Here is a 16,448-nt window from a genome sequence, read left to right as displayed (position 1 = left end):
GAAAAATTTGTATAAGGCGCATGGATGCACGCTCGATCTGTTCATTTTAAATCGTTGGGTTTCATTGTTGCGCTGAGTACAGCAGTAACACAAGTGGTCTGGGCGACCGTTCAGACCACGCCTTATATTGCCGTACATAGCACAGCCAAATATACCCAGCTATCGGCTATGCCTTATGCCAATCCCCGTGCGCCCAAGGGCGGCATGCTCAGTTCAGCTGCCAATGGCACCTTTGATAATCTGAACAGCATGAATGGTAAAGGCAACTCAGTTGAAGGCGCCAATTATTTATTTGATACCTTGATGGACAGCTCATTGGATGAGCCAAGTGTGATGTATCCGCTGTTGGCGGAAAAAGTCACTTTCGACCCAGAGCGTACAAAATATATTATTTATCATTTGAATCCCAAAGCGCGATTCAGTGATGGTACGCCAGTCACCGCTGAGGATGTAAAATTTAGCTTTGATGCCTACTTAACCAAGAGCAATCCTGGTCTACAAATGTATTTGTCGGATTTGGCTAAAGTTGAGGTGCTGTCTACATATCAAGTCAAGATGAGCTTTAAATCGGACAATAATGCTGAAATGCCGCTGATTTTGTCGCAAATGCCGATTTATTCTAAAGCTGATTGGAAAAATAAGGACTTTGCCAAAGTCACCATGCGACCTATTCTAGGTTCAGGTCCTTATGTGATTGATCGTATTGATGCAGGACGCAGTATCACCTATAAACGAAATCCGCATTACTGGGCGCAGGATTTACCCATCAATCGGGGGCGTTATAATTTTGCTCAGATTAAATATGTATATTATCGTAATTTAGATATTGCTTTTGAAGGCTTTAAGTCAGGTCAATACAGCCTACATCAAGAAAAAAAATCTAGAAATTGGGTCACCGAATATGGTTTTCCTGCGGTGCAAAAGGGCATGGTGAAAAAATATATTGCATGCACCCAGACACCTGCACCCACGCAAAGTTTTGTGTTTAATAGTCGCCGTGCACCGATGCACGATATTCGGTTCCGTCAAGCCTTGAGCTATGCTTATGATTTTGAATGGCTGAATAAAGCTTTATTTTATGGTCAGTATCAACGCTTACAAAGCCACTTTCAATACAGTGAGTTAGAGGCCAAAGGTGCGCCGAGTGCTGCTGAGCTCAGCCTGTTGAAACCGTATTTAAAGCGTTTAGATCCGATTCATCAGCAAGGTGTGTTATCCAATTGGAAATATCCAAGCAGCGATGCCACCGGCTTTAACCGTCAAGGATTATTCACTGCGCGTGCCATATTGCAAAAAGCCGGCTATCGTATCAAAGATGGAAAGTTGCATGACCAACAAGGCAAAGCCATCAACATTGAATTTTTAATACATCAAGATGGTTTGCAACGGACCTTAATGCCTTATGTACGCAATTTGAAAAAGCTCGGGATTCAGGTCAATATTCGACAAGTTGATGTGCCGCAATATATGGAGCGCATGCGCCGCTACGACTTTGATATGACCACCATGGTGATGCCACAATCTTTGACACCGGGCAATGAGCAAGGGCAAATGTGGAGCAGTCAGGCGGCAGATCAGTTGGGTAATTATAATTATGCCGGGATCAAGCATCCCGTGATTGATGATGCGGTGAAACATGTCATTCAAGCCCCTGACAGAGCACAATTGGTTTTACGCACACGGGTCCTCGATCGTTTATTGCGTGCCGGTTACTATCAAATTCTGACCTATGGCAATAATCAAAGTTGGTATGCGTATTGGAATATGTATCAGCAGCCGAAAATCAAGCCGAAATTGTCTTTAGGCTTGGATTATTGGTGGGTTGATGCCAACCAAGCCAAAAAAGTATCGAAATACTTAGGTCAGCATTAATCGGTCACAACAGTTGCGGGGAAGTGCGTTATTCAATTTAAGCGTCTCTCTGCTTTAAAGACTCTCTAGCACAAGGAAGCGCCGTCCGTGGGCACTTATATTTTAAAAAGATTGCTCTTAATCATCCCAACATTGTTTTTCATTTTGTTGATTAATTTTGTGGTGATTCAAATTGCGCCAGGGGGTCCAGTGGAGCAAGCCATTGAGCAAGCCGAACATTTTCAAGGGGGCGGGATTGCATCTTCAAGTGGCGAGGTTGCATCTACATCCAAAACTGCAGTGCAGTATCAAGGGGCGCGTGGTTTAAGTGATGAAATGGTCGAGAAAATCAAAATCCAATACGGATTTGATCAGCCTGCACCGACGCGCTTTTGGCTGATGTTAAAGGGCTATTTGAGTTTAGATTTTGGTACCAGTTTTTTTAAAGATAAAACCGTGACCCAACTGTTATGGGAAAAAATGCCAGTCACCATTTCATTGGGCTTGTGGAGTACCTTACTCATTTACTTGGTCTCGATTCCATTAGGAATTAAAAAAGCCAAATACCATGGAAAACTGTTTGATCAATCGACTTCGTTGTTGTTGGCGGTGGGTTATGCCGTTCCTGCCTTTGTGTTTGCGATTTTATTGATTGTATTCTTTGCGGGTGGCTCTTATTTTCAGTGGTTTCCCTTGCAAGGTCTGGTTTCAGAGCATTTTGATCAGCTCAGTGTGTGGGGCAAAGTCAAAGACTATTTTTGGCATATGAGTCTACCTTTGCTTGCGATTGTTCTAGGCGGCTTTGCGGGACTGACTTATTTAACCAAATACTCTTTTATGGAAGAACTGAGCAAGCAATATGTCTTGGCTGCACGCGCCAAAGGGCTGACTGAAAATCGGGTGTTGTATGGACATGTTTTTCGCAATGCCATGCTGATTGTGATTGCAGGCTTGCCTGAAGCCTTGGTCGGCATATTCTTTGTGGGGAATCTGTTTATCGAGATTATTTTTAATTTAGATGGCTTAGGGTTGCTGGGTTTTGAAGCAATCCAACAACGCGATTATCCAGTGATTTTCGGCACCTTATTTATTTTTACTTTATTGGGTTTAGTGCTTCGATTGGTCAGTGATGTGTTGTACCAAGTGATTGATCCACGAATTAACTTTGACGGTCGAGGGGTGAAATAATGTCACCGATCATGCGAGCTCGGCTAGATCGCTTTAAACAAAATAAATTGGGTTTCGGTTGCTTCATCCTTTTTATGCTGATTTTCGGGATTTCACTGCTGGCAGAAATCATCGCCAATGATAAACCGATCTTGGTGAAATACGATCAGCATTATTATGTACCAATTGTGCATCGCTACGCAGAAACCACCTTTGGAGGTGTGTTTGAAACCGAAGCTGATTATAAAGACCCTGTAGTCAAACAGTTGATTGAGTCTAAAGGTTGGATGCTTTGGCCGATGATTCGCTATTCCTATCAAACCCCAAATTTTGAATTGGCTGAACCTGTGCCTTCACCACCGACGAAACAAAATTGGTTGGGCACTGATGATCAAGGGCGGGATGTGCTGGCTCGAATTCTCTATGGCTTGCGTGTGTCTTTATTGTTTGGCTTGGCACTGACGGTATGTGCCTCAGTGATTGGCATCATCATCGGGGCAATCCAAGGTTATTACGGCGGCTGGGTAGATCTGATTGGACAACGCATCTTAGAGGTGTGGGGTGGTTTACCGATGCTGTTTATGGTGATGATCTTGGTCAGTATGTTTAGCCCAAGTATCTATTGGTTATTCTTAATCATGCTTTTGTTTGGCTGGCCAACGCTGGTGGGATTGATGCGGGCTGAATTTTTAAAGGCGCGTCATTTAGACTATGTCCGTGCAGCACGATCGCTTGGGGTGAAGGATGCCACCATTATGTTTCGGCATATTTTACCAAATGCCATGAGTTCGACCTTATCGCAATTGCCGTTTATGTTGACCGCCAATATTACCGCACTGACTGCTTTAGACTTTTTAGGTTATGGCTTACCGCCGGATGCGGCGTCTTTGGGAGAATTGCTGTTACAAGGCAAAAATAATTTGAATGCTCCGTGGTTGGCACTGTCAGGCTTTTTGAGTTTGGCGCTCGTGTTGTCGTTGTTGATTTATATTGGGGAGGCGACACGTGATGCATTCGATCCAAGACGCAACTAAAAATTCAGTGCCGATTTTGTCGGTTGAGCATTTACGCATTGAAAAAAAAGTGGATCTGCAGGCAGGTGGTCAAGATTCGATATTAAAGCAAGCACAAGTCTTGGTAGATGATTTAAATTTTCAGCTTTATCAAGGTCAAACCCTTGCGATTGTAGGCGAGAGTGGTTCAGGAAAATCGATCAGCAGTTTGGCAATCTTGGGACTGCTCCCGAATCAGCTAGAGGTACACGGGCAGATCTTGTTTCAAGGGCAAGAGATATTGGCTTTAGCGGAATCGGAACAGCGTGCCTTGCGTGGGCAGAAAATCGCGATGATTTTTCAAGAACCGATGACAGCATTGAATCCGTTACACCGCGTGGAAAAAATCATTGGTGAGCCGTTGCTGTTGCAAGGGATGTCCAAGCAACAGGTTAAGCAACGAACCTTGGCACTTTTGAACGATGTCGGTATGCAAGGTGCTGAGCAGATGTTAAAGCGCTATCCGCATGAGCTGTCCGGCGGGCAACGACAACGAGTGATGATTGCAGCAGCATTGGCATTGGATCCGGATATTTTAATTGCAGATGAGCCGACTACAGCCTTAGATGTGACTTTACAAGCCCAAGTGTTGAGCCTGCTGCAGCGCATTATTCAGCAACGCCACATGGCGATGATTCTGATCAGTCATGATTTAAATTTGGTTAAGCGTTATGCCAATGAAGTGATCGTGATGAATCAAGGTCAGGTAGAAGAGCAAGGCAGTGTCGTTGAAATTTTTAGCCAAGCGAAAGCAGCGTACACCCAACATTTGTTGAATCATGATTTTGGTGTGGCGAATCCGTTTAAACCTGATGCAGAGACTATTTTAAATTTACAGCAGGTTGCGGTGAAATTTCCGATTAAATCAGGGATTTTAAACCGTGTTAAAGAGCATTTTATTGCGGTAAAACCCTTAGACTTAAGCTTAAAGCAAGGCGAAGCCTTGGGGATTGTTGGTGAAAGCGGTTCAGGCAAAAGCTCGCTGGCATTGGCGATGGCACGTTTAATTCAAAGTGAAGGTCAAATTGTGTTATTGGGGCGAGATTTAAATCAGCTTAAAGAATCACAATTGCGACCTTTGCGTCAAGATTTTCAAATCGTGTTTCAAGATCCGTTTAGTAGTCTAAATCCACGTATGAGTGTGGGGCAGATTATAGGTGAGGGGCTTGCTCTTAAAAAAAGATCAGCAACTGATCTGAATCAGCACATTGAGCAGGCCTTACTGAAAGTTGAATTACCCATTTCGTTTAAACACCGCTATCCGCATGAGCTCTCAGGTGGACAACGGCAAAGAGTGGCTTTAGCACGGGCTTTGGTGTTGCAGCCCAAATTATTGATTTTAGATGAACCCACCTCTGCACTGGATCGCACTACGCAACGTGCCATCGTGCAACTGTTGAGAAAGTTACAAACTGATGCGCAATTGAGTTATGTGTTTATCAGTCATGACTTACAGGTGGTTAAAGCCTTGTGTCAAAATGTGTTAGTACTCAGGCATGCTGAAGTGCTCGAATATCAAACTACACAAGCTTTATTTGATCAGCCACAGCATGAATACACCAAAGCCTTAATTCAAGCCAGTCAATATGAAGCCTGATTTGCCTTGATGTGTGTGGATGAGGCAGAGCAAAAAGTGATACATGCTTTAATTTGACATTATACATTGTCAAATCTACACTGAATCTTATCACCCGTTTGTATGCGATCAGGATGCAGCATTTTGATCGTGCTCAAGGACAAATGAGCGTCATCGCAACAATAATAAATAGCCTGTCACCGAGAGAATATATTCATGAACCAACTTTCAAGCACATTTAAAATACGCAATACCACCTTTAAAAATCGCATCATCAAAGGAGCCATGAGTGAAGCGCTTGCCAATACCGCAGGTGAGCCAAATCATTTGCATTTGGGCTTATATGAGGCTTGGGCCAAAGGTGGGTTAGGTTGTGCAATTACCGGCAATGTGATGGTGGATTTCCGTGCCAAAAATGAGCCGGGCGTGGTGGTGATTGAAACTGAGCGTGACTTAGCCAAACTAAAACAATGGGCAGAAGTGGGTAAGAAGCATGGCATGGTGCAATTGATTCAATTGTCACATCCGGGTCGTCAATGTCCCAAAGGCTTAAATAAAGAGACTGTAGCGCCGTCAGCAGTCCCGTTTAGTCCGATGCTTGCCACCACATTTGCCACGCCACGTGAACTGACAGAAACGGAAATTCTCGACATTATTCAACGCTTCGCCAATGCTGCTGCAATCTGTGAAAAAGCAGGCTTTGAAGGGGTGCAATTGCATGGCGCGCATGGTTATTTGATCAGTGAGTTTTTATCCCCTTTAACCAATAAACGCCAAGATCAATGGGGTGGCTCAATTGAAAATCGAAGTCGCTTTTTATTAGAGGTCTATAAAGCGGTACGCACAGCCACCTCAAAGGATTTCTTGGTCACTGTGAAATTAAATTCTGCAGATTTCCAACGTGGTGGCATCACTGAGGAAGAAGTTATTTATGTGTTTAAGGCTATTGATGAGGCAGGGATTGATCTGATTGAAATTTCAGGCGGTTCCTATGAAGCACCTGCCATGGCAGGCGTAAAAGCAGATAAGCGTAAACAAAGCACCGTTGCCCGAGAAGCTTATTTTCTAGATTTTGCTGAAAGCATTCGCAAGCAGGTCAAATGCGCTTTAATGGTGACTGGAGGCTTTCGTACTGCAAAAGGTATGAATGATGCGTTGGCGAGTGGTGCTTGTGATTTTATTGGTTTAGCACGACCGTTGGCAGTGGAAACGGATTTAGCGCATGAATTGATTGCAGGGCAAAATGTCAAATATGCGGTTAAGCCGATTAAAACTGGGATTCCGATGGTGGATAAAATGGCGATCATGGAAATTATTTGGTATGCCGCGCAATTCAAAACGATTGCTGAAGGCAAAGCCCCGAATCCAAAATTATCTCCGCTTAAAGTGTTTTTTAAATATTTAAAAGGCAATCTAACCGCTGTGGTCAAAGGACAGTTGAATTCACGAAAATCGGCTTAAATGGATTTATCAATGCATCCTAGAAGTGTCCTAAAAGTTTGCGCTTTGACAGGCTTTTATGAGGCACTCATGATCATTTAGATGATAAAAATGACCATTAAAATCCTTATAAAAAGCACTATCGAAATCATCACCTTGATGTGGTTCACTGTGCTCGCTATAGAAGCCTATGCACAATCACTTTCAATTGGACTACAGACAGGTGATATCATTTTTCATCAGTCTAAATCTGCGCAGAGTACCAGTATTCAAAAAGCGACCCTGTCACCTTATAGTCATATGGGATTGGTAGTTCAGCGCAATCAGCAGTTTTGGGTGCTTGAGGCGATTCAACCTGTTCAATATACGCCAATCAAAAAATGGATTGAGCGAGGTGAGCAATATCACTATGTGGTAAAACGTTTGAAATTCGGTTTAAGCCATACACAAAAACAAGCCTTAGTGACGGCTGCAGAACGTTATTTAGCTAAACCCTACGACCTATATTTCGAGTGGGATGACCGAGCGATTTATTGTTCCGAAATTGTGTGGAAAGCCTATGCCTATGCTTTGGGGATTGAATTGGCACCCTTGCAAAAACTTAAACAGTTTCGTCTAGCAGATGCTGAGGTTCAAGCATTGATGAAGAAACGTTATGGTCAGCGTATTCCACTGAATGAAACGGTCATTTCGCCTCAGGCGATTTTTCAGTCTAAAGCTTTGGTTGAAGTCGCACGACAATGATCGCTTGATATTTTTAAACAAAAAAAAGCCCAAGTCGCAATGCTTGGGCTTTTTATAAGATGTTACCATCTTGAATATGGCGTCCCTACGGGGATTCGAACCCCGGTTACCGCCGTGAAAGGGCGATGTCCTAGGCCTCTAGACGATAGGGACAGTGCGAAGTAAATAGGTTTAAACCGTTTCACTTAAAGTGAACATTAATGGCGTCCCTACGGGGATTCGAACCCCGGTTACCGCCGTGAAAGGGCGATGTCCTAGGCCTCTAGACGATAGGGACTAAATAAACATACATACTTCTGAAATTGGCGTCCCTACGGGGATTCGAACCCCGGTTACCGCCGTGAAAGGGCGATGTCCTAGGCCTCTAGACGATAGGGACGTTTCAGAGGTGGGCGTATATTAGGGTGGATATGAGAATGTGTCAAACCTTTTTCTAACAGAAATGCGAAAAAGCGTATCAACTGAATAAAAACAAAACAAATTACTGAAATATGCTTTTAAATTAAGCATTTTTAGCTGTTGGTGACTTGGTGAATGCTTTGAAAAATTGAAAATGCAATGACAGTAAATCGAGTGTGATCGAATATTGATATATGGGAAATATGATTTTCCGAGTTAGGTTTATGCACTTATTCAAAATGAGTAGACAAAAAAAGAGCAGTCAAGGACTGCTCTTTAACATTAAAGCTATTTTCGATAGAAAACATAATAGCTGAGGTAACAGCCTGCAATAAAGATTAAGCAACCAATAAAGCCCGCCACCATTTCAGGGTCAAACACCATACTGATACAGGTGATCAAGCAGAATAAGAAACCTAAAATCGGTACGATTGGGAACAACGGTGCTGCAAAGCCCAGCTCTTGCGCAGTACGCCCTTGTTTATACCATTGACGACGAAAATTGTATTGGCTTAAGCAAATGCTCATCCAGACCACCACCATGGTAAACGCAGCAATCCCTAAAAGATTTTTGAAAATCGTTTCAGGCGCAAACTGTTCAGACAATAAGCCCGGAAGTGCGCCAAACATGGTCACAATTACCGCCACATACGGAATACCTCGACTGCTGACTTTGGAGAACACAGCAGGCAGTTGTTTCTTATCGGACAATGACCACATCATACGTGATGCCGCAAATAAGCCTGAGTTTGCAGCAGAGAGCAATGCCGTAATAATCACAAAGCGAATAATATCTTCGGCATAAGGAATCCCAATGTTATTAAACACGGTCACGAATGGACTGCTACTGACGCCTTCAGCGTCCAATCCCGCCATTTGATGCGGTAATAATGCGCTGATAACGACAATCGTACCGACAAAGAAAATCAACAAACGCCAAATGGCTGTATTGATGGCTTTCGGTACATTTTTGGCAGGATCTTTGGTTTCACCAGCAGCGACCCCAATCAATTCTGTTCCAGAGAACGCAAAATTGACGATCAACATGGTGGTGAAAATAGGGAATAGCCCTTGAGGGAACCAACCATCGGCAGTTAAATTGCTAAACAGTGGTGCAGATTCGTACCCTTGATAAGACACGATGCCGAAGATTGCCAATAAACCAAAAATAATAAAGGCAATCACGGTAATCACTTTGACTAAAGCAAGCCAAAATTCGGATTCAGCAAACCAACGTGTTGAACTCATGTTTAAGCCAAAGACTATGGCTGCAAAAATAATGGTCCATAACCAAACAGACACTTGTGGAAACCACTCTTGCATTAAAAGTGCAGCAGCAGTGAATTCAGTCCCAAGTGTGGCAGACCAAGTCAACCAATACAGCCAAGTGATGGTATAACCGGTACCTGGTCCAATGTATTGTTGAGCATATGATCCAAAAGAGCCGGATTCAGGCATATGAACGGCAAGTTCGCCTAAACACAGCATTACCATATAAGCGATAATACCGCCTAAAAAATAGGAGATAATGGCACCAACTGGCCCCGTTTGTGCAATGACTTCACCCGACCCTAAAAATAGGCCTGTTCCGATTGCGCCGCCAAGCGAAATCATCACAAGATGTCGAGTACTCATAGCGCGTTTTAAAGGCGCAGAATTGCCCTGATGCGAAGCATCATTCGGAGATGAGTGCATAAATGAATAAATTAATAAAGTGTGAGGGCGATATTGTAGTCAAATACAACAAATCTGCAATCAAAGAATAGTAATTATTAGGTGTGCTATGAAGAATAGCGAATAGATGGCGTCCCTACGGGGATTCGAACCCCGGTTACCGCCGTGAAAGGGCGATGTCCTAGGCCTCTAGACGATAGGGACGTTGCGAGGTGATGCGTATGGTAGGGAGTTTTTAGGGTGCTGTCAAACAGATTGTTGCGTATATTCTATTTAAGCAATTCAATTGATTTAAAAAAATACATTTATTGCAACATTTCAATTTTTGCATGCCTAAATTGATCTGCTCTAAAGTATTCATTAAAAGAACGCTCATAATCTTCATCAGTGTGAATTTTCAGAAAATCATGATTTTGATCATAGTAGACATCAAAAACAATTTCTTCTTCTTCTTCGATCAATGCTTCAAATTCAAACATCAAGTGTGTTGAAGATATGATGGAGCCATTGATTTTAAGACAATCATTCTGAATCAATTGATCTAAAAAATTAGAGTTTAGTTCTATCTTGATATTATTTGTATGTAAGTGCATATTTTTCTCCTTATTTATTGATTATTCGTTATTTTTTTAATTTGTAGAATGTTTATGATGACTTGTCTAGTCATAATTTTAAATGTTCGCCGTTTTATAAAAAAGGTAACGTTGAATTGTGTCAGCTTGATGACACATCATTCGTATTGGATGAATATATAACACGAATGATGTGTAAGAATACGTAAAATTTTTCTTAATTTTTATTGTGATATAGCCAGTAATAACTTGCGTAACATGCAGCCATAAAGAGTAAGCAGCCGATAAAACCTGACAGCATTTCAGGGTCAGCTGCCATGCTGAGTCCAGTCACCGTACAGGTGATAAAACCTAAAATCGGCACCAATGGAAACCACGGTGTTTTAAATTTAAGTTCAGATAAAGCATGACCAGACTTCAGCCATTTACGACGGAAGTTAAACTGACTCCAACAAATACTCATCCAGACGATGACCATGGTAAATGCTGCAACGCCGAGTAAGTTTTTAAAGATCACATCTGCACCAAACTGCTCAGAGAGAAGACCCGGTAAGCCACCAATCATGGTCACTAAAATCGCCACAATGGGTGTGCCGGATTTGGTCAATTTAGCGAACACTTTTGGCAATTGTTTTTGCACGGACAGAGCCCACATCATACGTGATGCTGCATATAAACCTGAGTTAGCCGTCGACAGTAACGCGGTGATAATCACAAAACGCATGATGTCTTCAGCGTAAGGAATACCGATAAAGTTAAATACCGATACAAAGGGGCTATTACTTAAACCATCGCCATGATTCGCATTGAGTCCTGCATCCTGATAAGGCAATAACGCGCTGACCACGATAATGGTACCGACAAAGAAAATCATCAAACGCCACACCGAAGCATGAATCGCTTTAGGGACATCACGTGCCGGATTTTCCGTTTCTCCGGCCGCGATGCCGATCATTTCAGTGCCGTTAAAAGCAAAATTTACAATCAGCATGGTGGTGAAAATCGGCATTAAGCCATTGGGGAACCAACCATGTGCAGTCAGATTGCTGAACAAGGGGGCTGAGTCATAACCTTGATAAGTCACCACACCAAAAATTGCAGCTAAACCGAGTCCAATGAAGATCACGACGGTTGCGACTTTGACCAAAGACAACCAAAACTCAGACTCGGCAAAAAAGCGAGTCGAGGTGAGATTGGAGATCAGTACGGCGCTGGCAAATACAAGTGTCCAGATCCACACCGAAATACTCGGGAACCATTCCTGCATGAGTAGTGCAGCCGCAGTGAATTCAGTGCCCAGTGTGGCTGACCAGCCGAGCCAGTACATCCAAGACACCATATAGCCTGTGCCGGGACCAATGTTGTTGGATGCAAATGCACCGAATGAACCAGTCACCGGCTGATTGACTGCCAATTCACCGAGGCAGAGCATCACCATATAGGCAATTAAACCGCCAATGAAATAAGAGATCACTGCGCCAATCGGACCTGCTTGAGAAATTACAGAACCTGAGCTCAGAAATAAACCTGTACCAATCGCGCCACCGAGAGAGAGCATAATGAGATGACGTTTGGTCATTGATCTTTTTAAGGTAAGACCATTACCCTCAGTCTGATCTGACTGATGACTTTGAATGGGAGAGTTCATATCAAATGATGAGGTATTTTAAAGGCACAGTTTAGAATAAAGAGCGATAAATCACAAAACGCTAAATTGCATCAAGCGTATAGACTTTAGGACAATGTAATGCCAAAAATTTATAAATTAATCAGGCATTGGTCCTTATTTTCTATAAGTCATTTATGACACTTTTGATTGATTTAACTTCAAAAGTTAACACAAACTTTAAATCAGTGAATCGCTTCAATAATCCCCACGAAGTCGGGGGACATTTGTTAAACTAGTCCAAACAGAATTTTGAGAATAGACGTGTTGCCATTCAAACTTTGGGTTGATGCAGATGCATTACCTAAAATTTTACGTGAAGTGATTTTGCGTGCATCAGATCGTTATCAACTTGAGGTGACTTTCGTTGCCAATCAAAATGTCGGTATTCCACCGTCAGTGCGGATCAATTCGATTCAAGTCATGCAGGGTGCAGACCAAGCGGATAAAGAAATTGTAGAGCGAATGAAAGAGCATGACATTGTCATGACCCAAGATATTCCACTCGCTGCACAAGTGATTGAAAAGGGCGGTGTTGCGATTAACCCACGGGGTGAAATTTGGACCATTTCCAATATTAAAGCACGTTTACACCTGCGTGATTTTATGGATACCTTGCGTGGTGCAGGGGTACAAACCGGTGGTCCAGCCCCGATTTCAGAGCGGGATAAGCGTGAGTTTTCAAGTGCACTTGATCAAACCATCCAAAAACAAAAACGTAAAACAGCACCCTAATTGGCTAATTAAACCTCTCGAGAATCTATGCCCTCTAAAAGCAACATTATAGTCACCTACGCCTTATTGGTGTTTATTTGGTCGACTACGCCACTCGCCATTGTCTGGAGTGTGGCAGACCTTTATCCATTATGGTCATTGGCATTTCGCTTTTTCTTGGCCTTACCTTTGGCAGTATGCTTGCTGTTTTTGTTTAAAGCCAAGTTGCCTTTAGATGGCCGTTCGATTCATAGTTATATAGCCGGTGCCTGTAGTTTTATTGGTTCGCAAATATTTACTTATGCTGCGACCAACTATTTAAGTTCAGGCATTATTGCGTTGATGTTTGGACTGGCCCCGATCATGGCGGGCTTGATTGGGCATTTTGCTTTTCAAATGAAATTGCATCGTTTGCAATGGCTCGGCATGCTCATCGCGCTTGTCGGTTTGGGTATTATTTGTGTTGGCGGCAATAATCAGCATGTCCAACCGATGGGAATCGTGTTGATGCTGATCAGTGTCTTTGTCTATTCAGCCTCAATTTATTGGATTAAACAGGTCAATGCACCGTTGGAGTCGATGTCGCAAGCCACCGGTTCAATTGTAGTATCGAGTGTGTTTGCCTTAGGCATGTTGCCGTTTATTTGGCAACATGCACCTGATCATATGCCCAACACCCAGTCTTTAATTGGCTTAGTCTATGCAGTGATTATGGCGTCTTTACTGGCGATGTTCTGCTATTTTAAATTGGTCAAAAATGTCAAAGCCACCACCTTGTCTTTAACCACGGTGATGACCCCAATGATTGCCATGATTGTGGGTGCATTACTCAACAATGAAAAATTGACTTTAATGGTATTGTTTGGGGCTGTGATTTTATTGTTTGGACTGTTTGTCTATTTTTATAAAGATCTTAAAGCGAATCGTAAACTGACACGCAAGGTCAATGCTATTCGCTGATTTAAGATCGAATGCTGTGGGCTATGCTTCAATTGAATCAACAATTTATTCAGTTTGATAACTGGCAATCGCTTCGGCTAGCTTGACGCGGTCTTGCGGATGCAGGGTAATGAAATAAGCACCAGTTCGATAGCGTCCATTTTCTTCTAAACGGCTATAGACCACATGCGCAGTCACTGCAATGTGAAAATCATTTTCCGGATGGCTGAGTGAAATATGAATATATGCGCCATCTGGAATTTCATGTTCAGTATAAAAACTTAAGCCCGTCTCAGATAAATTGACTTTATCTGGAATGGGTAACATGGTTTGTACAATTGAATCGTACATTGACCCCGTAATGAGGTTTAATTTTTTGTTAAATAAGGATAAGATTCGAGCAATTTGTTGATCTTTTTGATTTAATTGTTCTAATTCGTACTCTAGTGCATGATCAAATTGATCTAATTCCGCAAGTAAGAGAAAATAACGCGGTAATACAAAATTTGAATCGTAAGGATCATTCAGTGCAACCTCTTCGGAGACGATCTGATAATTAATCCTTAAGGTAGCATCAATACGAGACATGACGCGACGTTCATTTTCTCCACTTTGGTGCTGTAGAGCTTCCATTAAAAACACCTCGGACTAGATGGTATGTTTAAACCGATCTCGCTGTATATAGGGTTGAGATACACTCGCGCACGGCGGAGTAATCACTTTATTTCTTTTATTGCTTTGGTATCCATGATCGGTTTGACTTTAGGAGTCGCTGTTCTTATTACAGTTCTATCTGTCATGAATGGATTCGACCGCGAGTTAAAAAACCGTGTCTTGGGTATGGTACCTCAAGCTACTGTTTCCTCAACACAAATTTTAACAGACTGGCCTGAGCTTGCCAAGAAAATTGATCAGCATGAACATGTAACCGGTGTAGCACCTTTTACCCAGTTACAAGGCATGCTTACGGCACAAGGACAAGTGGCCGGTATTATGGTATCGGGGATTGAACCGAGCTATGAGAAAAAAGTATCAATCATTCAAAACCACATGGTTGAGGGCAGTATTGATTCCCTGAAAAAAGGTGAATTTGGTATTGTCTTAGGCAAACAAATGACCGATGCCTTAGGTCTACGTTTAAATGACAATGTGACCTTGATTCTACCTGAAGCAACGCCATCACCTGCCGGTGTGGTGCCACGTTTCAAACGCTTTAAAGTGGTGGGAATCTTCAGTATTGGCGCTGAAGTTGATTCGATGATTGGTTATATCGCGTTGAATGATGCATCGACCTTGCTTCGTCTTCCAGATGGCGCACAAGGGGTGCGAATGAAGTTAGATGATATTTTCCGTGCACCTCAAGTGGCCGATGATGTGGTGAAAGATTTGCCAGGTAATTTCTATGCATCGAACTGGACATATACCCACGGGAATTTGTTCAGTGCGATTCAAATGGAAAAAGCCATGGTCAGCTTGTTGTTGTTCCTGATCGTTTTGGTGGCTGCTTTTAATATTGTATCGTCACTGGTGATGGTCGTGACCGATAAAAAATCGGATATCGCGATTTTACGTACCTTAGGTGCTTCACCAACCACGATTACTAAAATCTTTATGGTGCAAGGGACTGTGATTGGTGTAGTCGGGACATTGGCAGGGGCTGCACTTGGGATTGTGTTTGCCACCACCATCAGTAGCCTGATTGGTTGGTTAAACTCATCCTTTGGCTTACATCTATTTGATGCGTATTTTATTAACTACTTACCGTCTTATTTAAGATGGCAAGATGTGGTACTGATTGTAGGTTTGTCGCTATTACTCAGCTTCTTAGCGACCATTTATCCAGCCATGCGTGCTGCAAAAGTTCAACCAGCGGAGGCACTTCGTTATGAGTAATGTGGTGCTAGATGCCCAAAACATCCGTAAATTTTTTACCGATGGTAAATCGACGGTTGACGTGATTAAAGGCTTGTCGTTACAAGTGAAACAAGGCGAATTTGTTTCAATTGTCGGCTCCTCAGGTTCAGGTAAAAGTACCTTGCTGCATGTGTTGGGTGGGCTTGATCGTCCCAATGAAGGTATGGTGTTTTTAAATGGCAAACGTTTCGACAACTTGGGTGAAGCAGAGCGTGGTTTTCTACGTAACGAGCACTTGGGTTTCGTGTATCAGTTTCATCATTTGTTGCCTGAATTTACTGCTTTAGAAAACATCGCGATGCCTTTGATGTTACGTAAAGATGCTGAATTTAAAAAAGCCAAAGAACGTGCTGAATATCTTCTAAACCGTGTCGGTTTATCGCATCGGATGACACATAAGCCGGGTGAGCTTTCAGGGGGTGAACGTCAGCGTGTGGCTTTAGCACGTGCCTTAGTCACTCAGCCGAAGCTGATGATGGCAGATGAACCAACGGGTAATTTAGACCGTAAAACAGCACTGAGTATTTTTGAATTGCTGTCAGACTTACGTCAAGAGTTCAATATGGCGATGTTAATCGTGACCCATGATGAGCAATTGGCGCAATCTGCAGACAAAATTTTGCATATGCAGGATGGGCTTTGGAAATAACATTATTGCTGTAGTATCCGACTAAGTGTCTATTAAAGCTCGAGCAAATCGAGCTTTAATAGTTTTGGGAGAACGCTTTTTGCACAGCATT

14 protein-coding genes and 4 tRNA genes are annotated in these 16,448 nt (G+C 42.7%); 10 read left to right on the top strand and 8 right to left on the bottom strand.

Annotation, left to right across the window (positions count from 1 at the left end):
• The first annotated feature begins 24 nt into the window (after nt 1-24).
• The 6 genes from G8D99_RS10735 (at nt 25) to G8D99_RS10710 (ending at nt 7,830) form a co-directional block, all read left to right on the top strand.
• Entirely contained in the window at nt 25-1,872 is a 1,848-nt protein-coding gene (locus G8D99_RS10735; protein WP_166325635.1) for an extracellular solute-binding protein, read from the top strand.
• 87 nt (nt 1,873-1,959) lie between these two features.
• Complete coding sequence (locus tag G8D99_RS10730) at nt 1,960-3,039, top strand: microcin C ABC transporter permease YejB (protein ID WP_166325632.1); 1,080 nt, start codon at nt 1,960-1,962, stop codon at nt 3,037-3,039.
• A complete protein-coding gene (locus G8D99_RS10725) occupies nt 3,039-4,052 on the top strand; it encodes an ABC transporter permease (protein ID WP_166325629.1) in 1,014 nt (337 codons plus the stop codon). The genes G8D99_RS10730 and G8D99_RS10725 overlap by 1 nt, the downstream gene beginning before the upstream one ends.
• On the top strand, nt 4,027-5,667 hold the full coding sequence (locus G8D99_RS10720) for an ABC transporter ATP-binding protein (protein WP_166327712.1): 1,641 nt from the start codon (nt 4,027-4,029) through the stop codon (nt 5,665-5,667). Before G8D99_RS10725 ends, G8D99_RS10720 begins: the two co-directional genes overlap by 26 nt.
• A gap of 195 nt (nt 5,668-5,862) precedes the next feature.
• Nucleotides 5,863-7,107: an NADH:flavin oxidoreductase/NADH oxidase family protein gene (locus G8D99_RS10715; RefSeq protein WP_166325626.1), complete on the top strand. Its 1,245-nt coding sequence runs from the start codon at nt 5,863-5,865 to the stop codon at nt 7,105-7,107.
• A gap of 90 nt (nt 7,108-7,197) precedes the next feature.
• On the top strand, nt 7,198-7,830 hold the full coding sequence (locus G8D99_RS10710) for a YiiX family permuted papain-like enzyme (RefSeq protein ID WP_264821710.1): 633 nt from the start codon (nt 7,198-7,200) through the stop codon (nt 7,828-7,830).
• A gap of 77 nt (nt 7,831-7,907) precedes the next feature.
• On the opposite strand, the gene G8D99_RS10705 is transcribed toward G8D99_RS10710, so the two are convergent.
• The 7 genes from G8D99_RS10705 to G8D99_RS10675 all read right to left on the bottom strand — a co-directional run bounded on the left by G8D99_RS10705 (nt 7,908) and on the right by G8D99_RS10675 (nt 12,123).
• Nucleotides 7,908-7,983 (bottom strand) — tRNA-Glu (locus G8D99_RS10705).
• Nucleotides 7,984-8,031: 48 nt separating this feature from the next.
• A tRNA-Glu gene (locus G8D99_RS10700) sits at nt 8,032-8,107 on the bottom strand.
• Nucleotides 8,108-8,133: 26 nt separating this feature from the next.
• Nucleotides 8,134-8,209, bottom strand: a tRNA-Glu gene (locus G8D99_RS10695).
• A gap of 308 nt (nt 8,210-8,517) precedes the next feature.
• Nucleotides 8,518-9,924, bottom strand: coding sequence for an amino acid permease (locus G8D99_RS10690; protein WP_166325623.1), 1,407 nt, complete (start codon nt 9,922-9,924; stop codon nt 8,518-8,520).
• A 107-nt stretch (nt 9,925-10,031) separates the two neighbouring features.
• Nucleotides 10,032-10,107, bottom strand: a tRNA-Glu gene (locus tag G8D99_RS10685).
• A 101-nt stretch (nt 10,108-10,208) separates the two neighbouring features.
• Nucleotides 10,209-10,496: a hypothetical protein gene (locus G8D99_RS10680; protein ID WP_166325620.1), complete on the bottom strand. Its 288-nt coding sequence runs from the start codon at nt 10,494-10,496 to the stop codon at nt 10,209-10,211.
• Nucleotides 10,497-10,692: 196 nt separating this feature from the next.
• Nucleotides 10,693-12,123: an amino acid permease gene (locus G8D99_RS10675; protein WP_166325617.1), complete on the bottom strand. Its 1,431-nt coding sequence runs from the start codon at nt 12,121-12,123 to the stop codon at nt 10,693-10,695.
• Nucleotides 12,124-12,399: 276 nt separating this feature from the next.
• Here G8D99_RS10675 and G8D99_RS10670 point away from each other — a divergent pair, with 276 nt between their 5' ends.
• Both G8D99_RS10670 and G8D99_RS10665 read left to right on the top strand, forming a co-directional pair.
• On the top strand, nt 12,400-12,876 hold the full coding sequence (locus G8D99_RS10670) for a YaiI/YqxD family protein (protein WP_406741521.1): 477 nt from the start codon (nt 12,400-12,402) through the stop codon (nt 12,874-12,876).
• Between the two features lie 27 nt (nt 12,877-12,903).
• Nucleotides 12,904-13,815 carry a DMT family transporter gene (locus G8D99_RS10665; RefSeq protein WP_166325611.1) on the top strand — a complete coding sequence of 304 codons (912 nt, stop codon included), beginning with the start codon at nt 12,904-12,906 and terminating at the stop codon, nt 13,813-13,815.
• 45 nt (nt 13,816-13,860) lie between these two features.
• On the opposite strand, the gene G8D99_RS10660 is transcribed toward G8D99_RS10665, so the two are convergent.
• Entirely contained in the window at nt 13,861-14,427 is a 567-nt protein-coding gene (locus tag G8D99_RS10660) for a PilZ domain-containing protein (RefSeq protein WP_166325608.1), read from the bottom strand.
• A 24-nt stretch (nt 14,428-14,451) separates the two neighbouring features.
• Here G8D99_RS10660 and G8D99_RS10655 point away from each other — a divergent pair, with 24 nt between their 5' ends.
• Nucleotides 14,452-15,687, top strand: coding sequence for a lipoprotein-releasing ABC transporter permease subunit (locus tag G8D99_RS10655; protein WP_166325605.1), 1,236 nt, complete (start codon nt 14,452-14,454; stop codon nt 15,685-15,687).
• Nucleotides 15,680-16,357, top strand: coding sequence for a lipoprotein-releasing ABC transporter ATP-binding protein LolD (gene lolD / locus G8D99_RS10650; protein ID WP_166325602.1), 678 nt, complete (start codon nt 15,680-15,682; stop codon nt 16,355-16,357). Before G8D99_RS10655 ends, lolD begins: the two co-directional genes overlap by 8 nt.
• Nucleotides 16,358-16,448 lie beyond the last annotated feature (91 nt).

Source organism: Acinetobacter lanii (genome assembly GCF_011578285.1).
Classification (GTDB): Bacteria; Pseudomonadota; Gammaproteobacteria; order Pseudomonadales; family Moraxellaceae; genus Acinetobacter; species Acinetobacter lanii.
Note: the sequence above shows the minus strand (reverse complement) of the source record. Positions and strands in the feature narration are given on the sequence as shown.